17 protein-coding genes and 1 tRNA gene are annotated in these 21,137 nt (G+C 69.7%); 14 read left to right on the forward strand and 4 right to left on the reverse strand.

Annotated features, from left to right (window positions below):
- Window positions 1-159: 159 nt before the first annotated feature.
- From HRL51_RS02370 to HRL51_RS02390, 5 genes are all read left to right on the forward strand, one after another.
- Entirely contained in the window at window positions 160-1,488 is a 1,329-nt protein-coding gene (locus HRL51_RS02370) for a hemolysin family protein (protein WP_172119696.1), read from the forward strand.
- A complete protein-coding gene (locus tag HRL51_RS02375; RefSeq protein ID WP_172119695.1) occupies window positions 1,485-2,558 on the forward strand; it encodes a hemolysin family protein in 1,074 nt (357 codons plus the stop codon). Before HRL51_RS02370 ends, HRL51_RS02375 begins: the two co-directional genes overlap by 4 nt.
- Before the next feature lie 167 nt (window positions 2,559-2,725).
- Complete coding sequence (locus HRL51_RS02380) at window positions 2,726-3,889, forward strand: M23 family metallopeptidase (RefSeq protein ID WP_244960222.1); 1,164 nt, start codon at window positions 2,726-2,728, stop codon at window positions 3,887-3,889.
- Between the two features lie 48 nt (window positions 3,890-3,937).
- Window positions 3,938-4,684 carry a glycerophosphodiester phosphodiesterase family protein gene (locus HRL51_RS02385; RefSeq protein WP_172192336.1) on the forward strand — a complete coding sequence of 249 codons (747 nt, stop codon included), beginning with the start codon at window positions 3,938-3,940 and terminating at the stop codon, window positions 4,682-4,684.
- Between the two features lie 100 nt (window positions 4,685-4,784).
- Window positions 4,785-6,428, forward strand: a complete 1,644-nt coding sequence (locus HRL51_RS02390; RefSeq protein WP_172192338.1) for a carboxylesterase/lipase family protein — start codon at window positions 4,785-4,787, stop codon at window positions 6,426-6,428.
- Window positions 6,429-6,666: 238 nt separating this feature from the next.
- Here the strand turns inward: HRL51_RS02390 and HRL51_RS02395 are convergent.
- Window positions 6,667-6,742: transfer RNA gene (locus tag HRL51_RS02395), tRNA-Arg, on the reverse strand.
- 67 nt (window positions 6,743-6,809) lie between these two features.
- Window positions 6,810-8,198, reverse strand: coding sequence for an Nramp family divalent metal transporter (locus HRL51_RS02400; protein WP_172192502.1), 1,389 nt, complete (start codon window positions 8,196-8,198; stop codon window positions 6,810-6,812).
- Between the two features lie 155 nt (window positions 8,199-8,353).
- Between HRL51_RS02400 and argS the strand changes: the two genes are divergently transcribed.
- The 4 genes from argS (at window position 8,354) to thrB (ending at window position 13,921) form a co-directional block, all read left to right on the forward strand.
- The gene (argS, locus tag HRL51_RS02405) at window positions 8,354-10,036 is read left to right on the forward strand and encodes an arginine--tRNA ligase (RefSeq protein ID WP_172119685.1); all 1,683 of its coding nucleotides are present in this window, start codon (window positions 8,354-8,356) and stop codon (window positions 10,034-10,036) included.
- Entirely contained in the window at window positions 10,033-11,496 is a 1,464-nt protein-coding gene (gene lysA, locus HRL51_RS02410) for a diaminopimelate decarboxylase (RefSeq protein WP_172192340.1), read from the forward strand. Before argS ends, lysA begins: the two co-directional genes overlap by 4 nt.
- A gap of 231 nt (window positions 11,497-11,727) precedes the next feature.
- On the forward strand, window positions 11,728-13,011 hold the full coding sequence (locus HRL51_RS02415) for a homoserine dehydrogenase (RefSeq protein WP_172119814.1): 1,284 nt from the start codon (window positions 11,728-11,730) through the stop codon (window positions 13,009-13,011).
- A 1-nt stretch (window position 13,012) separates the two neighbouring features.
- Window positions 13,013-13,921, forward strand: a complete 909-nt coding sequence (thrB, locus tag HRL51_RS02420) for a homoserine kinase (protein WP_172119683.1) — start codon at window positions 13,013-13,015, stop codon at window positions 13,919-13,921.
- Here thrB and HRL51_RS02425 read toward each other — a convergent pair.
- Window positions 13,910-15,295, reverse strand: coding sequence for a PAS domain-containing protein (locus tag HRL51_RS02425; protein WP_172119682.1), 1,386 nt, complete (start codon window positions 15,293-15,295; stop codon window positions 13,910-13,912). The two genes, thrB and HRL51_RS02425, sit on opposite strands and share 12 nt — an antisense overlap.
- A 446-nt stretch (window positions 15,296-15,741) precedes the next feature.
- Between HRL51_RS02425 and rho the strand changes: the two genes are divergently transcribed.
- The 4 genes from rho (at window position 15,742) to prmC (ending at window position 20,436) form a co-directional block, all read left to right on the forward strand.
- Window positions 15,742-17,733, forward strand: a complete 1,992-nt coding sequence (rho, locus tag HRL51_RS02430; RefSeq protein WP_172119681.1) for a transcription termination factor Rho — start codon at window positions 15,742-15,744, stop codon at window positions 17,731-17,733.
- A gap of 362 nt (window positions 17,734-18,095) precedes the next feature.
- On the forward strand, window positions 18,096-18,308 hold the full coding sequence (rpmE, locus tag HRL51_RS02435) for a 50S ribosomal protein L31 (protein WP_172119680.1): 213 nt from the start codon (window positions 18,096-18,098) through the stop codon (window positions 18,306-18,308).
- A 134-nt stretch (window positions 18,309-18,442) separates the two neighbouring features.
- Window positions 18,443-19,543, forward strand: a complete 1,101-nt coding sequence (gene prfA / locus HRL51_RS02440) for a peptide chain release factor 1 (protein ID WP_172119679.1) — start codon at window positions 18,443-18,445, stop codon at window positions 19,541-19,543.
- A gap of 68 nt (window positions 19,544-19,611) precedes the next feature.
- Window positions 19,612-20,436 (forward strand): peptide chain release factor N(5)-glutamine methyltransferase, encoded by an 825-nt coding sequence (gene prmC / locus HRL51_RS02445; protein ID WP_172119813.1) that lies wholly within the window; start codon window positions 19,612-19,614, stop codon window positions 20,434-20,436.
- 140 nt (window positions 20,437-20,576) lie between these two features.
- Here the strand turns inward: prmC and HRL51_RS02450 are convergent, their stop codons facing one another.
- Window positions 20,577-20,801: an ATP-binding cassette domain-containing protein gene (locus HRL51_RS02450; protein ID WP_172119678.1), complete on the reverse strand. Its 225-nt coding sequence runs from the start codon at window positions 20,799-20,801 to the stop codon at window positions 20,577-20,579.
- Window positions 20,802-20,838: 37 nt separating this feature from the next.
- On the opposite strand from HRL51_RS02450, the gene HRL51_RS02455 reads away from it, so the two are divergent.
- A complete protein-coding gene (locus HRL51_RS02455; protein ID WP_172192342.1) occupies window positions 20,839-21,090 on the forward strand; it encodes a nuclear transport factor 2 family protein in 252 nt (83 codons plus the stop codon).
- Window positions 21,091-21,137: the final 47 nt, after the last annotated feature.

The following is a 21,137-nucleotide window of genomic DNA, read 5'->3' on the forward strand; positions in this document are numbered from 1 at the left end:
GACCGTGGCCAGGACGGTCAGTGGTACCGTGCTGACCACTATGCGACGACACGCCCGCCGACCGCGTCAGCGCGGTGCCGGCCAGCCGGCCGAACCCGACCACCCGCACCCTCAGACCGCTGCGAGTCCTGGGCGACTGAGGCGCGGCAGGGGGGCGCGATGACCCACTGGCTCATGATCGCCCTGGGCGTGGTCCTGACCGCTGGCACGGCCGTCTTCGTGGCAGGCGAGTTCTCCCTGGTGGCGCTGGACCCCTCGACCGTGGAGACCCGGGCCGCAGAGGGGGACCGTCGCGCGGCAACCGTGCGCAAGGCCCTGGGGCGACTGTCCACGCTCCTGTCCGGGGCACAGGTGGGGATCACCCTGACCACGATCCTGCTGGGCTACACGATGCAGGACGCGCTGGCCTCGCTGCTGGAGGAGGTCATGGTCGGCTGGGTGGCGCAGTCCGTGGCCACCGGTGCGGCTACCGTGATCGCCCTGGTCTTCGTCAACGCGTTCTCGATGGTCGTGGGTGAGCTGATCCCCAAGAACGCCACCCTGGCGGACCCGCTGCGCGCCGCCGGGCTGGTGGCTCCGCTCCTCATGGCTTTTACGACGGTGCTCAAACCCGTCATCACCGTCCTCAACGACACCGCGAACCTGGTCCTCCACCGCCTGGGCATCGAGCCCGCCGAGGAGATCAGCGGGACGCGCTCCGCCGGCGAGCTGGCGGCCCTGGTGCGCCACAGCGCCGAGGAGGGGACGCTGGACGTCTCCACCGCCACCCTGCTCACCCGCTCGATCGGGGTGGGGAGCCTGACCGCCGTCGACGTCATGACCGACCGCGGCCGGCTCCACGCGCTGGAGGCGGAGGCGACGGCGGACGCCGTCGTCGACCTGGCGCGAGCCACCGGCCACTCTCGCTTTCCGGTCATCGGTGAGGACGTCGACGACGTGCTCGGCGTGGTCCACCTGCGCCGTGCCATCGCCGTGCCCTACGAGCGCCGCTCCTCGGTGTCCGTGGCCTCCTCCTCGCTCATGACCTCGGTGCCGCGGGTGCCGGAGACCATGCCGCTGGCCTCCCTGCTCGTTGAGCTGCGTGCCGCCGGCAGCCAGATGGCTCTCGTGGTCGATGAGTACGGCGGGACGGCCGGGGTCGTCACCCTGGAGGACGCGGTCGAGGAGATCGTCGGTGACGTCGCTGACGAGCACGACCGCCGCCGCAGCGGGGTCCACATGGACACCGACGGCAACTGGATCGTGCCCGGCTGGATACGACCGGACGAGCTGGCCGCGCGCGCTGACGTCCACGTCCCTGACGACGGCCCCTACGAGACCCTGGGCGGCCTGGTCATGGCCGAGCTCGGGCGCATCCCCCAGATCGGCGACGTCGTCACCACCGCACGTGCCTGCCTGACCGTCGAGGCGATGGAGGGACGCAGGGTCACGCGCCTGCGGGTCCGCGGCCTGGAGCCGGCGGACACGGACGGCAAGGAGGAGCGATGAGCACGCCTGCCGCCCTGACGGTCACCGTCCTGCTCCTGCTCGGCAACGCCTTCTTCGTCGGCGCCGAGTTCGCGGTCACCTCCTCACGCCGTTCCCAGCTGGAGCCGCTGGCGGAGGCGGGTGACTCCAAGGCCGCAACGGCGTTGTGGGCGCTCGAGCACGTCTCGCGCATGCTGGCTACCGCTCAGCTGGGCGTGACCCTGTGCTCCACCGGCCTGGGGGTCGTGGCGGAGCCGGCGATCGCCCACATGCTGACCCCGCTGCTGGAGAAGGTGGGGATCGGCTCCGCCGGGGCGCACGCGGTCGCCGTCGTCATCGCGCTGGTCATCGTGGTCTACTTCCACGTGGTCGCCGGCGAGATGGTGCCCAAGAACATCTCAGTCTCAGCGCCTGAGACCGCGGTGCGGTGGCTGGCGCCGCCGTTGGTGTGGGTCTCGCGCGTCTTCGGCCCGGTCATCACCGTGCTCAACGGCTTCGCCAACTGGGTCCTGCACCTGATGGGCATCGAGACCAAGGACGAGGTCTCAGCCACCTTCAACGCCGCCGAGGTCGCCTCGATCGTCGAGCGCTCGACCGCCGAGGGCGTCCTGGAGGACGACTCCGGCCTGCTGACCGGGGCACTGGAATTCTCCGAGGAGACGGCAGGCTCGGCCATGGTCGCGCTGGACGACCTCGTCACCCTGCCCGAGGGCTGCACGCCTGAGGACGTGGAGCGGGCGGTGACGGAGACCGGGTACTCGCGCTTCCCGGTCGTCCGCCTCGCGGATGACGGGGCAGTGACCGTCACCGGCTACCTCCACCTCAAGGACGTCCTGTACGCGGAGGACGACGAGCGGCAGCAGCCGGTACCTGCCTGGAGGGCCCGTGCCCTGGTCCCGGTGACGGCTGAGGCAGAGATCGAGGACGCGCTGGTCTCGATGCAGCGCACCGGCGCCCACCTGGGACGGGTCGAGGACGAGGCGGGCCGCATGCTCGGCGTCCTCTTCCTGGAGGACATCCTCGAGGAGCTTGTGGGCGAGGTGAACGACGCCATGCAGCGTGAGGACCACCAGCGGCGAGAGCGCTCCTGAGCGAGCCTGCGCGCCGTGGCACTGTCCACAGAACCACTCGTAGGCCTGGCGTGTTCGTCATGTGATCGTTATCGTCCCTTGTGGCGGTTCCTCTTGACGGACCGCCTTCCAACCGGGCGGCTGGTTCTGGCTGCTCGGCGACCACACAGCTCCTGGAGGCACCCGGCGTGAGTTCCCAGCCGATGACTCGCCGTCAACGGCGCGACGCCGAGCGTGCTGCGCTCGCGGCCGCGCAGGGTCCGCTCGCCCTGTCCCAGGATGATCTGGCCGATCCGGCCTCGGCTGACACCGAGGACATCCCGCCGGTCCCGCAGGCCGAGCCCGGAGAGGTCCCGCCGGCTGCGCTCGCCGAGCAGGTCGAGCGCGAGATGGCTGAGGAGCCGTGGCGACCTGCGGCGGTCTCACCCGCTGAGCTGCATGCCATTGAGCGTTCACACCATCGGCGTGGGGGCCGGCGTCGCGCGCCGGGGTCTGACGGTCCAGCCTGCCCCGGCTCGACCGCCACGGGCAACGGGCGGGCGTCGGCTGGGACCTGGCTGGGAATGGCTGGCCGTGCGGGGGTCCTGGTGGTTCTGGCCTCAGTCACCGTCCTGGCCCCGCTGGGCTCCCGGCTGAGCCTGTCCAGCGCCGCCAGCGCCTCCGTCGTCGCGGCCCAGGCCGTCGCTACCAGCACGGCCACGGCGGCCGCCTCCTCGGTCGCGGCCGCGGTGCTGGGGTCAGACGCCGACCTGGACGAGTCCACCGACGCCGCGCTGTCCAACGTCCCTGACGCCGCGACCCTGGCCCGGATCCGCGAGGCCTACGTCAACGCCCAGACCTGCACGGTCCAGCCTGTGGGCGCCTCAGGGGACACGGCCGCCTTCGCCCAGGCTCCTCAGGTCGTCAACCCGATGGTGGCCGGGACCTACACGGTCTCCTCAGACTACGGCTACCGCATCCACCCCACGCTCGGCTACCTCAAGCTGCACGCCGGCCAGGACTACGCGGCTGCCGTCGGTACCCCGATCTACGCCGCCGCGGCCGGTAAGGTCGTCACGGCGGGCATGTCCTCTGACGGGACCGGCACGGTCGTCATCGAGCACAAGCTCGACGGCGAGACCTGGTACACCAGCTACCTGCACATGTACGAGGACGGCATCTACGTCCACGTAGGCGACGAGGTCAGTGCCGGCCAGCTCATCGCGGGCGTCGGCTCGACCGGGCGCTCGACCGGCGCCCACCTGCACTTTGAGGTCCGCACCGCCAACGACAGCGCCGACGAGACCACCGTCAACCCCTCCGGCTGGCTGGCGGAGCACGGTGCGGCAGAGCTGACCTCCAGCTGCTTGTAAGCAGCGGAGGGAGCGCAGGTGCTGGGCGTCATGAGCTGGTGAGCTGCCATGGCAGGACGACGACGGTGCGAGGTCATCGCCCACCGCGGTGGGGCCGCTGAGGCCCCGGAGAACACCTGGGCAGGGGTCGAGCACACCGTGGGGCTTGGTCTGCCCTGGATGGAGACGGACCTGCGTCGCAGCGCTGACGGCGTCGTCGTGCTGTCCCATGACGAGGACCTGGCCCGTACTGCCGGCAGGCTTGAGCCCGTCGCCTCCCTGATGTGGGAGGAGCTGTCAGGTCTGGACGCCGGTGACGGGCGTCCTCCGGTGCGTCTGGACGACCTGCTGTACGCCTTTCCCGACCTGTGCCTCAACGTCGACCTGAAGGAGCCGGGCGTCGTCCAGGACGCGCTGCAGGTGGTGAGGATGGCCGGAGCCCTGGAACGGGTGCGTTTTGCCTCCTTCTCAGCCCGTCGGCTGGCTGTGCTGCGGCGGCAGGAGCCGCGGGCGCGTACGTCGCTGGGCACGGTGGACGTGGCTGGGCTCGTGCTGCGGGCGGAGGCGGCGGTCGCGCTACCTCACAGCCGCTGGGGCTGGCCGAACGGGAGGGTCGACGCGGTCCAGGTCCCGACGACCTTCCGTGGTGTGAACGTGGTCACCCCACGATTCGTGGCACAGGCGCACTCCTACGGCCTGGAGGTTCATGTGTGGACCGTCAACGAGCCGGCCGAGATGCGTCGGCTGGCGGCTCTCAACGTCGACGCGATCATCACTGACGTCCCGCAGCGCGCCCTGGAGGTCCTGGGCGGCTAGGTCGGGGCCTCGCGCCGAGACCTGAGCGCAACCGACGCATACTGACCGGTAGGGAAGTAAGGTGTTCGCGACGATCGCGTCCAGGTCAGAGAGGATCACCATGAGCGAGTCCATCCGGCAGCACGTCGCCTCGACGCCGATCGCGGTGCCGACCTCGGAGGAGGGACCGCGTGTCGAGACCGCCGCCGGGCCGGTGCGAGGCCTGTGGCGCCAGATCGTCTCCGCCCCTGACCGCCAGGGGCCGGCCCCGCTGTTCACTCGCTCGGCGGCCTTCTACGGCATCCCCTACGCCGAGGCGCCTTTCGGCGAGCGGCGTTTCATGGCGCCGGTACGCCGGGCGGGCTGGACGCAGGAGCTCGCGGCGCTCACGCCGTCGGCCACCCCGCAGCGCGGCTCGATCTTTGACGATCCCGCCATCCCCGAGCCCTCGGTGTCGGGGGAGGACTTCCTGACCGTCAACGTCTTCACCCCGGCCCCGGGGGACGAGGGGGCCAGGCTTCCGGTGCTCGTGTGGATCCATGGCGGCGGCTGGTCCTCCGGCTCGCACAACTCGCCGTGGTACGACGGCGCTGCCTTCAACCGCGACGGCGTCGTCACCGTCTCGGTGGCCTACCGGCTGGGCTACGACGGCTACGGCTGGGTGCCCGGCTCTGACGCGCCTGACAACCGCGCGGTCCTGGACCAGGTGATGGCGCTGGAGTGGGTGCGTGACAACATCGCGCGCTTCGGTGGGGACCCGGGGCAGGTGACCGTGGCCGGCCAGAGCGCCGGCGGGGGCAACTCGATGGTGCTCCTGGCGGTTCCGCGCGCCAAGGGCCTGTTCCATCGGATCATCAGCCAGTCTGGTGCCCTGCCTGAGCGCAGCGCGAGCACCACCCGGGCGATGAGCCGCACGCTGGCCCAGGTGCTGGGTGTAGAGCCGAGCCTGGAGGGGATGCGTTCGGCCACCTATGACGAGGTCTTCGAGGCCTCCCGCAAGGTCACCGTTCCTGACGGCCCAGGGCTGTCGGGCCTGGCGGACCCGGTGGAGGCGCTGCGCGGTGTGCTTGGCCACTCCGGATCGGATATCCCCTTCCTGCCTACCGTTGACGGCGAGGTCGTTGCCCTGGGGGAGGTCGAGGCGCTGCGCAGCGGCTGGGGCGCGAAGGTCCCGGTTCTGGCCGGCTCGACCACGCACGACTTCTCCTTCGCCGGCCTCGGGATGGCGGAGGCGATGGAGGGCAAGGACCTGCGTGGGGTACTGGTCGCCGGTGGGCTGAGCGACGAGCTCGCCCAGCGCGTCATCGAGGCGCATCCCGAGCACGCTGAGCTTCCGCATATGGTGGTCGGTGACGTGATCTCTGACGCCACCTTCCATAAGGTCATCGCCGAGTGGTTCCTGGCGCGCCAGGAGGCTGCTGCGGGGAAGGGGACGACGCCGGCCGGCTCCTACGCCTACGAGCTCGCATACTGCGCTGGGCCCCTGCACATGGCAACCCACTGCATGGACGTGCCCTTCACCTTCGACTGCCTGGCTGATCCCTACTGCGAGCACACGCTGGGCGGAGGGGCTCCGCAGGAGCTGGCGGACGCGATGCACGGCGCCTGGGTGCGTTTCATCCGTGAGGGCCAGCCGGGCTGGGAGCCGTGGACCGAGCGCAGCGTGGGACGACGTTTCGGGGACAACCGCTCGGGACGGATGACCTTGCAGGAGGACCGCGTGCTCTTCGACACTGACCGGGACCTCGTGACGGCGAGCAGGTAGTCCTGTTCGGAGCGGCGTCTGGGCGGACCAGACGCGGTGGGCCTGGCGGTGCACCGCCGTCGGGATGATTCAGGCGTGCCGTGGCCCATGCGACCGCACCAATGCGATGTACGGCAATGAGCGTAGGTGCGTCCAGGGTCCAAGGCGACGAAAAGAAATGTGCTCAAAATGTGTTCAAAGGCCGCCGAAGCCAGATAAGACGATCCCCCGGAATCATTGAGATTCCAGGGGAAGGTGCTGGTGCCCCGGACAGGATTCGAACCTGCGACCTTCTGCTCCGGAGGCAGACGCTCTATCCACTGAGCTACCGGGGCCCGCTGGCAGACTGTACCAGCGCTGCTGCCAGGTACGAAAACGAGGGGATCTGGTCGGTGCGTGGGCTCAGCCTTGGCCGCTCAGCGTGAGCCATAGCAGGGCGATGTTGAGCACGATGATGACGACAGCCACCACCCGGCTCACCCAGCGCAGAAGGACGCCGTCACGCCAGCTGCCCATGACCTGCTCCGAGCCGGTCAGGCGCATGAGCGGCACGATAGCGAAGGGGATGCCGAAGGAGAGCACCACCTGGCTCACCACCAGCGCCCAGGTCGGCTCCGACCCGAGAGCGATGATGACCAGCGCCGGGATCAGGGTGATGACACGCTGGAGGAGGATCGGGACCCGCACGTCCAGCAGCCCTTGCATGATCTCCGAGCCCGCGTAGGCCCCCACCGAGGTCGAGGCGAGTCCTGAGGCCAGGAGGCCGATCGCGAAGACGACCCCGACACCGCTGCCCAAGGAGGCCGTGATGGCGGCGTGCGCCCCCTCGATCGTGTCCGTCCCCTCGACCCCGGACAGCGCGGAGGCGGCCAGGAGAAGGAGTGCGATATTGACGCAGCCGGCCACGGCCAGTGCCCACACGACGTCCACTCGTGTGGCGTGGATGAGCCTGCCGGTGCGTGAGTCCTGCCCTCGTCGCGCTGACGACGCCGTTGCCGCGTCCGGGGTGCCAGCCTGCTGGCTGGTCTTCTCGGCTATCTCGTTGACGACGGCGCCGTGCAGCCCGGTGTCGTCCTGTCCGCCGGCGTCGCGGTGCGCCCGGCCCTCGCCGATCTCGTCGTGGTGGTCACGCACCAGTGAGGAGTGCAGGTAGATGGCGTGGGGCATGACGGTGGCGCCGAGCATCGAGGCGGCGACGAGGAGGGAGTCCGTGCCGTGCAGCCGCGGGACCAGGCCGGCTGCGGTCTGCCCCCAGTCGGGTGGGGAGACGAAGAGACCGCCTACGAAGCCGATGGTGATGATGACCAGCAGGCCGACGACGATTCCCTCGAAGGTGCGTTGGGACCGTCGCTCCTGGACGAGCAGCAGCCCGACGGAGACGACGCCGACGATGCAGCCCCCGGCCAGCAGCGGCAGGCCGAAGAGCAGGTGGAGGGCGATCGCGCCGCCGATGACCTCAGCGAGGTCGGTGGCGATCGCGACGAGCTCGGCCTGGAGGAAGAAGGCGATCCTGCCTGCTGGCCTCATCCGGGGCCGCAGGACCTGGGGCAGCGAGCGTCCGGTGACGATGCCGAGCTTGGCGCTCTGGTACTGGATGAGCACGGCCATGGTGTTGGCCAGGACAAGCACCCACACCAGCAGGTAGCCGTAGCGGGCGCCGGCGGTGACGTTAGCGGCGACGTTCCCAGGGTCCACGTAGGCCACGGCGGCGACGAAGGCCGGCCCGAGCAGCGCCAGCAGACGGTGCCGTGGCGGAGCGGGGGAGGGACGGGGACGGTGACGCTGCGCGATGGTCTCAACGTCGTCGGGCACGGCAGGCTCCTCAGAGAGATTTCGGCTAACCGAAATGTTAGCGTGCGCCGGTGGTTCTCGCCGTGCGGCCCGCCGTGACGTGAGGCGCAGCTGCACGTCGTGGCAGCCCTGACCTCCTCCGCTACCCTGGAGCCGTGACCCCAGAAGAGCTTGCTGAAGCGATCCGCACCGTCCTCCTCGCAGCCGTCACCGACGGCGACCTCAACCTCCCGCAGAAGGAGGTCCCGCTGCCCAAGGTCGAGCGTCCGCGAAGCCGCGAGCACGGCGACTGGGCCACGAACGTCGCTATGCAGCTGGCCAAGAAGGCGGGCACCAACCCGCGCGCGCTCGGCGAGCTGCTCGCCGCCCGCCTGGGTGAGGTTGACGGCATCGCCTCGGTCGAGGTCGCCGGCCCCGGCTTCCTCAACGTCCGCCTGGACGCCGCCAGCGCCGGAGAGCTGGCCCGCACGATCCTGACGGCCGGAGCCTCCTACGGGCGCAACGACTCCCTGGCCGGCACCCACGTCAACCTGGAGTACGTCTCGGCCAACCCCACCGGCCCGGTGCACCTGGGCGGCGCGCGCTGGGCCGCCGTCGGCGACTCGCTGGCCCGGGTCCTTGCCGCCTGCGGTGCGAAGGTGACGCGTGAGTACTACTTCAACGACCACGGCACCCAGATCGACCGCTTCGCCCGCTCCCTGCTCGCTGCCGCCCGCGGCCAGGAGACCCCTGAGGACGGCTACGGCGGTGCCTACATCGGCGAGATTGCTCAGACCGTCACCTCCGGCGAGCTGGAGGCCGGCCGCCCCGACCCGGCCACCCTGCCTGACGCCGAGGCGACCGAGGTCTTCCGCGCTCGCGGTGTGGACCTCATGTTCGACTCCATCAAGGCCGAGCTCCACGAGTTCCACTCCGACTTCGACGTCTTCTTCCACGAGGACTCCCTCCACGAGTCCGGCGCCGTGACGGCCGCCATCGAGCGGCTGCGTGAGCGAGGGGTCGTCGAGGAGCACGACGGCGCCACCTGGCTGCGTACCACCGACTTCGGTGACGACAAGGACCGCGTCCTCATCAAGTCCGACGGCGACGCGGCCTACTTCGCCGGCGACGTCGCCTACTACCTGGACAAGCGCCAGCGAGGCGCCGACTGCGCCATCTACCTGCTGGGTGCTGATCACCATGGCTACATCGGTCGCATGATGGCGATGTGCGCCGCCTTCGGTGACACCCCGGGCGTCAACATGCAGATCCTCATCGGCCAGCTGGTCAACCTGGTCAGGAACGGTCAGCCCGTGCGTATGTCCAAGCGCGCCGGCACGATCGTGACCCTGGAGGACCTGGTCTCGGCCGTGGGCGTGGACGCTGCGCGCTACGCGCTCACGCGCTCGTCCATAGACTCGATGATTGACATTGATCTGGACCTGCTGGCCTCCTCCTCCAACGACAACCCCGTCTACTACGTCCAGTACGCCCACGCCCGCACCCGCAACGTGGCCCGCAACGCCGCCGAGCACGGTGTGGAGCGCGAGGGTGCCATCGCCTTCGACCCTGCTGCCCTGGACGACGCCGCCGACTCGGCCCTGCTGGGTGTGCTCGCCCAGTACCCGGCCGTGGTGGCCCAGGCGGCTGCGCTGCGTGAGCAGCACCGCGTGGCCCGCTACCTGGAGGAGCTGGCCAGTGCCTACCACACCTGGTACGCCGCGACCCGGGTCACGCCGCGCGGTGAGGACCCGGTCGACGCCGGGCACGTGGCCCGCCTGTGGCTCAACGACGCCGTCTCCCAGGTCCTGGCCAACGGCCTGGACCTGCTGGGAGTCTCCGCTCCGGAGCGCATGTGAGTGCCGTCGTCGTCCCGGCCGGCGAGGCGCCGCTGGGCAGTCTGCGCGCCCCGGAGCCTCATGAGCGTCCGGACCTGTGGCCGACGACCGTGCGGCGCGGCCCGGACGGCGCCCTCACTGTCGGCGGGCGGTCCCTGGACCAGGTGCTCGCCCAGGCACCCACGCCGGTCTTCGTCCTGGACGAGGCGGACCTGCGTGGCCGCGCCGCCAGCTGGTCAGCGGCGATGGCCGAGGAGTTCTGGCCTCAGTACGGCATGAGCGGTGGCGACGCCTTCTACGCCGCGAAGGCCTTCCTGACCACTCGCGTCGGCCAGGTCGTCCTCGAGGAGGGCATGGGTGTCGACACCGCGAGCAGGGTCGAGCTCGCCGTCGGGCTGTCGGCGCTGCAGGAGGTCGACGGCGTCGAGTCTGTTAATCGCGCCGGTCGGCTCGGGCTGCACGGCAACGCCAAGACCGAGGCGGAGATTGCCTTCGCGCTGCGCCACAGGGTGGGGCACCTCGTGCTCGACTCCCTGGAGGAGGTCGGGCTGGCCGCCAGGGCGGTACGTTACCTGCGTGACAGCGGGGCCTACGGCGCTGACGAGACCGGTCAGGTCATGGTGCGCCTGACCACCGGGGTGCACGCCGGCGGGCACGAGTACATCGCCACCGCTCACGAGGACCAGAAGTTCGGGCTCTCCGTGGCGGCCGGCACGGCACGTGAGGCGATCAACGCGATCATTGCCGCGCCTGAGCTGAGTCTGCACGGCCTGCACTCCCACATCGGCTCCCAGATCATGGACCTTGCGGGCTTCCGCGAGGCAGCGCGCGTGGTCCTGAGCCTGCGGCACGAGGTCGCCCGTGACACCGGCGTCCTGGTCGAGGAGATCGACCTGGGTGGCGGCTATGGCATCGCCTACACCGGTGCCGACCCTGTCCCGCCCTCACCGGCGCAGGTGGCGCGCACGCTGGCGGAGACGGTCCGCTCCCTGTGCGCCGAGCTGGGCGACGCCGTTCCGCACGTGTCCGTCGAGCCCGGGCGCAGTGTCGTCGGGCCGTCCACCCTCACGCTCTACACGGTGACCGGTCTCAAGCACGTGGTGCTGGGAGAGGGTGCCAGCAGGCTGTACGTGAGCGTGGACGGCGGGATGAGCGACAACATCCGTCCCGCCCTCTACGACGCCGCCTACACGGCTCTCGTGGCGAATCGCTACCCTGACCCGCAGGCGGGTCTGGTGCGTGCTCGCGTGGTGGGAAAGCACTGCGAGTCCGGGGACGTCGTCGTGAGGGACGTGGACCTGCCCGCGGACCTGAGGGTCGGCGACGTCCTGGCGGTGCCGGCTACCGGTGCCTACGGACGCTCCATGGCCTCGAACTACAACCTCTTCGCCCGCCCGGGCGTGGCCTGGGTGCGTGAGGGGGAGCAGGGCTGGCTGCTGCGGCCCGAGACGGTCGAGGACCTCCTGCGCCTGGAGGGCTGAGCCTCGTCGCGGACCGGGGCGTGCGTTCCGCTGCCGGGGCCGCGCTGAGACCGCTCGGACCGTGTCGGTGGTGGCGCCTATGCTGTCCTCGTCCTGCACGACGTCGTCGCCCGCCTCAGTGAGGTGGCGCCGGCGGCGTGGTTCCGGCTCTCACGATTGGTGGCTCCCGTGACCCTCTCCTCCGCCCCGACCTCGGCCCTCGCGACGCCTGAGCGCCCTGCCTCGACGCCCCTGCGCGTGGGCGTGCTCGGTTGCGGGACCGTCGGCACGCAGGTGGTCCGCCTCCTCCTGGAGCAGGCGGAGGAGCTTGCAGCCCGCGCCGGAGCCCGGATGGAGGTCACGGGCGTGGCCGTGCGGGACGTCAGCGTGCCGCGGGACCCGGCGGTCCCGTGCGGCCTGCTGACCGATGACGCCACCCAGGTAGCGACCTCCAACGACCTCGTCATCGAGCTCATCGGGGGGATCGAGCCCGCCCGGACCCTCATCCTGGCGGCCTTCCGTGCTGGTGCGTCGGTGATCACCGGGAACAAGGCGCTCATTGCCGCCCACGGGCCAGAGCTCTACGCGGCTGCTGCCGCGGCGGACGTCGACTTCTACTACGAGGCTGCCGTGGCCGGCGCCATCCCTGTGGTCTACGCGCTGCGCGAGTCGATGGCGGGCGACGTCGTGACCAGCGTGCTCGGCATCGTCAACGGCACCACGAACTACATCCTGGACGAGATGAGCACCAAGGGGCTCAGCTTTGACCAGGCCCTGGCGACCGCCCAGGAGCTGGGCTACGCCGAGGCGGACCCGACGGCCGACGTCGACGGCCTGGACGCCGCCGCCAAGGCAGCCATCATCGCCTCGCTGGCCTTCCACACCCGGGTCGGTCTCGACGACGTCACGGTCGAGGGGATCCGCTCGGTCACGGCAGAGGACATCCGCGAGGCCCACGCCTCAGGCTGTGAGGTCAAGCTGCTGGCTATCGCCCAGCGTCGTGACGACGAGCACGCGCGGGGCGTGTCGGTGCGTGTCCACCCGGCCCTCGTGCCGGCTGACCACCCGCTGGCCAGCGTCCACGGTGCCTTCAACGCCGTGCTGGTCGAGGCGCAGTCCGCGGGGCGTCTCATGTTCTACGGTCAGGGCGCCGGGGGTGCTCCCACGGCCTCGGCGGTGCTGTCCGACGTCGTCGCGGCGGCCGCGCACCGCGTCTACGGCGGCCAGGCTCCACGTGAGTCCAGCTATGCCGACCTGCCGATCCTCGGGGCGGAGTCTGCCCTGACGCGCTACCAGGTCCAGCTACGAGTGGATGACCAGCCGGGGTCGCTGGCGATCGTGGCCGGTGTGTTCGCCGAGCACGAGGTCTCGATCGACTCGGTGCGCCAGAGCGCCTACGTCGGCGGGAACCAGGCGGTGGTCACGATCGTGACCCACCGTGCGCCGGTGGCTCACCTGGACGCAGCCGTGGACGGGCTGCGACGTGAGGCCCGCGTGCTCGACGTCGTCTCCGTCCAGCGTGTGGAGGGGGAGTGAGATGCGGTTGACGCACGAGTCCGCCTCGGTCCGGGTCCCTGCGACGACGGCGAACATGGGGCCGGGCTTCGACTCCTTCGGCATGGCCTTCCGCTACTACGACGAGGTCACGGTTCGTCCGGTTGCCGGGCCGACGCAGGTCGTGGTCGAGGGCGTGGGCGCAGGACGGGTCCCGACCGATGACGGCAACCTCGTGGTCCAGGCACTACGCGCCGGGTTGGAGGCGGTAGGCGCCCCGCAAGCAGGCTTCGAGATGCACTGTGTCAACCGCATCCCCCACGGAGGCGGTATGGGCTCCTCGGCCTCGGCGGCGGTGGCCGGCCTGGTCCTGGCCCGAGGCCTGATCTCCGATCCCGAGGCGCTGGGGGACGACCTCGTCTTCGACATCGCGACCCAGTTCGAGGGACACCCGGACAACGTCGCCCCGGCCGTCTTCGGTGGGGCGACGGTGGCCTGGACCGATCCTGACGGCACGCCGCACGCGGCGCCGATGCCGGTGGACTCCCGCCTGCCCGTCAGCCTCCTCGTACCGCCGGAGACCACGAGGCTGTCGACCTCGGAGGCTCGCAAGGTCCTGCCCGACTCGGTCCCGCGTGCCGACGCGTTGTTCAACACCTCGCGCGCCGCGGTGCTCATGCTGGCGCTGGCTGGGCGTGCGGACCTGCTCATGGCAGGTACTGAGGACCGGCTCCACCAGGAGTACCGTCGTCACGTTCTGCCCGAGTCCATGGCGGTGATGGACTCCCTGCGTGAGCAGGGGTACCCGGCAGTCATCTCCGGCGCGGGCCCTACGGTTCTGGTCCTGGCGGACCTTCCCCAGCAGACGCGTTTCACGCTGGAGCGCCACGGCTGGACGGTGCTACGCCCCGGCGTCGACATGAAGGGGGCCCGGCTGACCTCACAGGCCTGAGCGCTCCGTATACTCCGTGAGGTCCTCATCGAGCTCCACGACGTGCTGGCGCAGGGTCTCGGGCGATTCGACGACGGCGAGCGCCTGGCACCGTGCCGCGAGCTCGCTGAGCTCGGACAGGGCCTGAGCCGAGCTGTGGGTGGCTTGCGTGATCTCCTGGGACAGCTGCTGCGCGACTGGTGGCAGGCTCGGGTCTTGGGCGGCGGGGCTGGAGCTCCACATGAGCAGCAGCTGGCGGGGGATGGTCAGGACCCGTTGGGCCTGGGCAATCGCCTCGACCGTCTGCGCCGCCAAGCGCTGGTGCTGCGCGCTGTGGCGGGCGAGTTCAGCGATACCGTCGCCCAGCGCTTCGGTGAGCTGGCGGACGGCACCGTGGGACAGGCTCCCTGTGCCCGCAGCATCGGTGGCCTGGGAGTCGATGCGTTCAGCGATGAAGGAGGCGGTGATGCCGGCGTGCAGGCGTGCCAGAGCGATGCGTAGGCGCATCCGTCCAACGCTGCGCCCCATCTGGGTCAGGTCACGCACGAGCCTATCGACCTGTTGACTGACGATGCCCTGCATCTGGAGCCACAGTCGCAGCAGCTCGGTGAGCTGACTGACCCTGGCACCCTCCTGCTCCAACACAGCGACGGACTCGGGGGTGAGCCGGGCCGGAGCCAGGGCGTGGGACAGGCGGTGGCTGGATGTCCGGAGGCGGCCTGCGAGCTCGGCGAGCTCATCCTGCCGCCGCGTCCATGCGCTGAGGTCCTCGTTGAGATCGGTGATAGTGCGCAGCATTGTCCCCAGTGGCCCAGAGGCGAAGGGGCGCTCAGGCCAGGTAGCACCGAGCTCCTCGCGCCGGGCAACCTCGGCTGGCAGGGCGGTGTTCTGGAAGGCCTCGTAGTCCTCCATGCCCAGGCTCTTGACGGTACGGACGATGTGGGCAGCCCCGTGCTCAGCTGCCTCACGCCGCGTCGCTCCCTCGGCCAGGACCCGGTCTTCGACCTTGCGGGCGCCGACGTAGACGGACAAGGCGGTGGAGAAGAGGTCCTCACACACGGGACGGGTGCGCACTGACAGGTAGCTGCCGTCCCTCAGCGGGGTGACGGTGGCGAAGACGTCGTACTCCGAGCCATCGGCCGCGAGGTTGCGCACGTAGCAGGCGAAGACCTGCCCTGAGGAGATGGTGTCCCACATCGCACGGAAGGCGCCGCCCGGCATCGCGGGGTGGCGGATGATGTTGTGGGGCGCGTGGAGCAGCTCCTCCTGGCCAAAGCGTGAGAGGCGGACAAAGACCTCGTTGGCGCTCGTGATCACCCCCTTGGCGTCAGTGGTGGAGAAGAACATGTCATCGAGGCCGACTTCGTGGACGGCGCCGGTGGGGCAGGTGGGCATGGGGAGGTTCCTGTGCAGGCAGGGCGAGGATGTCGCCGCGTCGGTTGAGGTAAAAACAGCGTAGAGGACGCCGGGCCTGTGTGCGGCCGCATGGGACATAAGACCTGTTACTACCTCATGCAGGGGTGATGAAGTGCCGGCCCGGCCGCACCTGACTCCGGAGCGCCGCAGACATCAACGGCCACCAACAGCCACTGCCACACCGACGGCCTCAGTCACAGCATCACTCGGGTGCGCAGTGACCTCAGGCCCTGCTATATTGGCTGGTGACGGCCCTGCGGATTGCACCGCCGTCGCGCACCAGTTGGGACTCCCGCCTCCAGGACTGCCTGGGCGCCGAGGTCCCGCGGTGCACGACTCATCCTGTGACTGAATCCAGGACAGTCCCGCACCTGCCGCACCTCCGCCACCAGGCGACCGGCGGCGCCCACACCTTAAGGACACTCGTGACCGAGACTTCCAGCTCTCAGCCCTCGTTGGCGACCATGCGTCTGGCCGAGCTCCAGCAGCTCGCCTCCTCCATGGGCCTCAAGGGCACCTCCCGCCTGCGTAAGAGCGAGCTCATCGCTGCTATCCGTGATGCCGGCACCCCGGCCCCCTCCGGCTCCGCCCCCTCCAGGGCGGTAGGCAAGGGGAAGCCGGCTGCTGAGGCTCCTGCCGGGCCAGAGCCCTCGGCCTCCGCGGAGCAGGGCGAGGACGAGGGTGGCCAGGCCCGTCCGCGACGTCGTCGCGTCACCGCGGCCAGTACCGCCCCCAAGCGCGAGGGCCTTGCCTCGCTCGAGCTCGACCTGCCGGTGCGCTCTGACGGCGAGGCTGCGCGCCGTGGGCGTGCTGAGCGAGTAGTCCACGACGAGGTCGTCTCCGGCTCTGAGGTCCGGGAGGCTGGCCGTGAGGGCTCGCGCCGCTCACGTCGTCGTGCCCAGGCTGCGGCTGGTGCTCCGGAGCGTCCACAGCGAGGCGCTCGGAACGACTCGGCTGAGGACCACCTCGACGCTAAGGCCGCCCTCATGCGGGACCTGGCGGACGCCACCGGCACGGCTGCCGTCGAGCCGGCTGAGCGCCGTCGTCGTGAGACTGACAACGACTCCCGGGGAAACCAGGGATGGGACGAGGACGAGGGACGCGGCGGGCGCCGTCGTCGTGGCCGCAAGCGTCGTGAGCGCGAGGGCTCGCAGAACGAGGGACGCCAGGGCGGGCAGAACGAGCGTGCACCGCGTGAGGACGAGGTCCTCCTGCCTGTGGCGGGCATCCTGGACGTAGCGGACGCCAACCACGCCTACCTGCGCACCTCCGGCTACCTGCCCGGGGCCAAGGACGTCTACGTCTCAGGCCAGCATATCAAGGACAACGGCCTGCGGGCCGGAGACGCCGTGACGGGATGGGTCCGCGAGGGTGGCGAGACCGCCAACCCCGGTGGTGGCGGGCGTAACAACCGTCGCAACAACCGCGCCAACCGGCAGAAGTACAACCCGCTGGTCAGTGTCGAGACCGTCAACGGCATGGACCCCGAGCGCGCCAAGCGCCGTCCGGAGTTCACCAAGCTGGTCCCGCTCTACCCGCAGGAGCAGCTGCGTCTGGAGACCACGCCCAAGGCGCTCACCCCGCGCGTGATCGACCTGGTCTCGCCGATCGGCAAGGGACAGCGCGGGCTCATCGTCTCCCCGCCCAAGGCCGGTAAGACGATTGTGCTCCAGCAGATCGCCAACGCGATCGCCGTCAACAACCCCGAGGCCCACCTCATGGTCGTGCTCGTCGACGAGCGTCCCGAGGAGGTGACGGACATGCAGCGCACGGTCAAGGGCGAGGTCATCGCCTCCACCTTCGACCGCCCCGCCTCGGACCACACGACCGTGGCCGAGCTCGCCATCGAGCGTGCCAAGCGTCTGGTGGAGCTGGGGCAGGACGTGGTGGTGCTGCTGGACTCCATCACCCGCCTGGGCCGCGCCTACAACCTGGCAGCCCCGGCCTCCGGGCGCATCCTGTCCGGTGGTGTGGACGCCTCGGCCCTCTACCCGCCTAAGCGCTTCTTCGGAGCCGCTCGCAACATCGAGAACGGTGGGTCGCTGACCATCCTGGCCACCGCGCTGGTGGAGACCGGCTCGAAGATGGACGAGGTCATCTTCGAGGAGTTCAAGGGCACCGGAAACATGGAGCTGCGGCTGTCCCGCCAGCTGGCGGAGAAGCGCATCTTCCCGGCCGTGGACGTCCAGGCCTCCTCCACTCGCCGTGAGGAGCTGCTCATTGACCCGGCCCAGCTGAAGATCATGTGGCGCCTGCGCCGTCTGTTCTCCGGCCTGGAGCAGCAGCAGGCCCTGGAGCTCGTGCTGGGCAAGCTCAAGGAGACCCAGTCCAACGCCGAGTTCCTCATGGTTATCTCCAAGACCACGCCGCAGGGAACGTCGTTGGCTGATGCGGACGAGGAAAGCAAGATGGCCTGACGCTCTGCGCCGTCGGATGACGCCTGTGACTGGCCGCCCAGTGTGCTGGGCGGCCAGTCGCGTATCTGAGAGGTGAGAGCCTGCTCGGATGCCGGCGTGTCACGATCGATGCCAATTGATGCTGGGCCAGCACATGGATGTGTGTGCCGTCCTGCGCTAGCAACGAAAAGTCTGCTGGCTACGTGTGGGTCTGGAATATTGGCATCATTCGTGACACGCGGCGGTGTCCACAATCACGCCCGGCTGCGTTTGCGGGGCGTTGTGCCTGCCTTGACCCTCCCGATATCATTTCCCACTGGTTTCCGGTTCACCTGCGTGGTCCGCACGTGGGACCCGGGGCCCTCTGAATGCTAGGAGACACCATGAAGCAGGGGATCCACCCCGACTACGTGACCACCACAGTCACGTGCACCTGCGGCAACACCTTTGAGACCCGCTCGACCGTCACCTCCGGTGAGATCCGCGTTGACGTGTGCTCGGCCTGCCACCCGTTCTACACGGGCAAGCAGAAGATCCTTGACACCGGTGGCCGCGTGGCCCGCTTCGAGGCTCGCTACGGCAAGCGCACCAAGTAGGCAGCCTGCACGACGCCGGCGGACCGACCCTCGTGGTCGCCGTCGGCGTCGTCGCGTCTGAGGCGGGCCTGCCGGAGGTGCCGACCGGTCCCCGGGCCTCGACGCGTCGACCTACGACGTCCCAGGAGGAGAGCATGAGTCAGGACCAGCACGAGGACTTCTCGGCGGCGTTGCCGCTGCTGGAGGAGTATGCCGGCATCGAGCGTGACATGGCTGATCCTGCTGTCAGCTCTGACCCGGGAGCCATGCGTCGCCTCGGTCGCCGATACGCCGAGCTCGGGCGGGTCGTGGCAGCCTACCGCGCCTGGCAGGCCGCCAGGGCCGACTATGACGACGCCGTCGAGCTGGCTGAGGCGGACCCGGACTTCGCCGCTGAGGTCCCTGGCCTCCAGGCGGCTGCTGAGGCCGCGACCGAGCACCTGCGCGAGGTCCTCGTCCCGCGTGACCCCGACGACGCCCGCGACGTCATCATTGAGGTCAAGGCCGGCGAGGGCGGCGAGGAGTCGGCCCTGTTCGCCTCTGACCTGGCGCGCATGTACACCCGCTACGCCGAGCGCATGGGCTGGGGCGTCGAGGTGCTGGACGCCACCGACTCCGACCTGGGGGGCTACAAGGACATCCGCCTGGCCATCAAGGCCCGCTCAGCGGTTGAGCCCCAGGACGGGGTGTGGGCGCACCTGAAGTACGAGGGCGGGGTCCACCGGGTCCAGCGTGTCCCGGTCACCGAGAGCCAAGGACGCATCCACACCTCCGCCGCAGGCGTCCTCGTCATGCCCGAGGTGGATGACCCCGGTGAGCTGGAGATTGATCCGGGCGACCTGCGCATTGACGTCTTCCGCTCCTCCGGGCCCGGCGGGCAGTCCGTCAACACCACCGACTCTGCCGTGCGCATCACCCACCTGCCCACCGGGATCGTGGTGTCGATGCAGAACGAGAAGTCCCAGTTGCAGAACAAAGAGGCGGCCCTGCGCGTACTGCGGGCGCGTCTGCTAGCCGAGCGCGCGGCCCAGGCGGCTGCCGAGGAGGCGCAGGCCCGCCGGTCCCAGGTGCGCACTGTGGACCGCTCTGAACGGATCCGCACCTACAACTTCCCGGAGAACCGGATCGCTGACCACCGTACCGGCTACAAGGCCTACAACCTCTCCACGGTGCTCGACGGCGACCTCGGTCCGGTCATCGACTCCGCCATCGCTATGGATGAGGCCGAGCGCATGGCGGCGGTCGGGCAGAAGTGACTGCCTCAGAGCCCTCACGGGACGGCCTGGACCGATACGCGCTGCGTCGCGAGGTGCGTGCGGCGGGGATGGAGCTGGCGGGTGCGGGAGTCGCCTCGCCGTTGGTGGACGCGCGAGTGCTGGCTGAGCACTTGCTCGGGCGCCAGGTCCTGCTTGCCGACGGCGCCGGCGCCGACTTCCTGCCCGCCTACCGGGCGTTGGTGGCGCGTCGGGCGGCGCGTGAGCCGCTCCAGCACCTGACGGGGCGGATGTGGTTTCGAGGGCTGGAGCTGGTGGCTCGGCCTGGCGTCTTCATTGTGCGCCCAGAGACCGAGGTCGTGGCTGGAGCGGCGATCGAGGAAGCGCAGCAGGTGGTCCTCCTCCAGGGGCGGGCGCCGGTCGTCGTCGACCTGTGCACTGGCTCTGGGGCGATTGCCATCGCCGTGGCCGCAGAGGTTCCGGCGGCGCAGGTGGTTGCTGTTGAGCTGGCTGACGGGCCGTTCGCCGCGGCCGGGGAGAACTGTGAGCGTCTCGTACCAGGACGTGTGCGACTCATCCAGGCCGACGCCATAGCGGACGGGACGCTGAGCGAGCTGGATGGGAGCGTGGACGTCGTCGTCTCTAATCCTCCCTATGTGCCGGCCGAAGTCGTGGAGGACCCTGAGACGGCGCTGCACGATCCGGTGCTGGCCCTGTACGGCGGGGGAGAGGAGGGGCTTGAGATCCCGCGCGCGGTGGTCGCCAGGGCTTCCCGGATGCTGCGGCCCGGAGGTGTGCTGGTTATGGAGCATGACGCCGGACAGGGTGCAGCGTTGCGGGAGACGGCGCGTGCTGTGGGAATGGAGCAGGTACGCACGGGACAGGACCTGACCGGCCGGGACCGCTACCTGCTGGCGATGCAACCCTTCCTGTGAGCGGCCCACCCTTTCTACCCACGGACAACCTTTTCGTCATCCGGACAACCAAAATCCCAGGGTTTACCTTGTCCGGATAACGAAAAGGTTGTCTGCGGGGGGCGGAGGGCAGGAAAGGCCGAGAGGTGAGCCGTCGGCTCTCAGGCGGGTATCTCAATGACCCTGTCCGCGATCTGGGTGACCAGCGGGTCGTGGGAGGCCAGAAGGATGGCGCAGCCGTGGTGGGCCTGGTCGTGTACGAGCTCTAGGACCAGCTGCGTGGAGGCTGAGTCCAGGGCGGAGGTTGGCTCGTCCAGGCACAGCAGGCGCGGGTCGGCCAGCACTGCCCGTGCCAGGCTCACCCGCTGACGTTCCCCTCCGGACATGCGTCACATCCTGGATCCCTCCTGCACGCTGTGCCATATGACTGGAGTTGTCCAGAGCCGGGAGGAATTGCTCATGCGGGTGCGTGAGGAAGACGTGCGGTATTTCTCATCCACTGAGGAAAGCGTCAGCTGCGACATCGATGGGGATACCGCCGTGATGACGGGACGCAGTGCGGTGGATGCGCGGATCTATGGAACTCGAGCGAGCTGGCCATTACAGCTTGTCTTCCAGGCAGGCCGTCGTCCCCATGGATGGGTGCTCACCAGCGCACAGGCTTCAACCTACTGACCTGCGATGAGCCTGGGTGGGATGAGAGATCCCGGACCTGGGAGAGT

Source organism: Actinomyces faecalis (assembly GCF_013184985.2).
GTDB classification, from domain to species: Bacteria; Actinomycetota; Actinomycetes; order Actinomycetales; family Actinomycetaceae; genus Actinomyces; species Actinomyces faecalis.

Bases quoted from the DNA above. Each gene is read 5' to 3' on its own strand.
- HRL51_RS02370 (WP_172119696.1), top strand. From the start codon at position 160: ATGACCCACTGGCTCATGATCGCCCTGGGCGTGGTCCTGACCGCTGGC.
- HRL51_RS02375 (WP_172119695.1), top strand. From the start codon at position 1,485: ATGAGCACGCCTGCCGCCCTGACGGTCACCGTCCTGCTCCTGCTCGGC.
- HRL51_RS02385 (WP_172192336.1), top strand. From the start codon at position 3,938: ATGGCAGGACGACGACGGTGCGAGGTCATCGCCCACCGCGGTGGGGCC.
- HRL51_RS02390 (WP_172192338.1), top strand. From the start codon at position 4,785: ATGAGCGAGTCCATCCGGCAGCACGTCGCCTCGACGCCGATCGCGGTG.
- thrB (WP_172119683.1), top strand. From the start codon at position 13,013: ATGCGGTTGACGCACGAGTCCGCCTCGGTCCGGGTCCCTGCGACGACG.
- HRL51_RS02425 (WP_172119682.1), bottom strand. From the start codon at position 15,295: ATGCCCACCTGCCCCACCGGCGCCGTCCACGAAGTCGGCCTCGATGAC.
- rpmE (WP_172119680.1), top strand. From the start codon at position 18,096: ATGAAGCAGGGGATCCACCCCGACTACGTGACCACCACAGTCACGTGC.
- prfA (WP_172119679.1), top strand. From the start codon at position 18,443: ATGAGTCAGGACCAGCACGAGGACTTCTCGGCGGCGTTGCCGCTGCTG.
- prmC (WP_172119813.1), top strand. From the start codon at position 19,612: ATGGAGCTGGCGGGTGCGGGAGTCGCCTCGCCGTTGGTGGACGCGCGA.
- HRL51_RS02450 (WP_172119678.1), bottom strand. From the start codon at position 20,801: ATGTCCGGAGGGGAACGTCAGCGGGTGAGCCTGGCACGGGCAGTGCTG.
- HRL51_RS02455 (WP_172192342.1), top strand. From the start codon at position 20,839: ATGACTGGAGTTGTCCAGAGCCGGGAGGAATTGCTCATGCGGGTGCGT.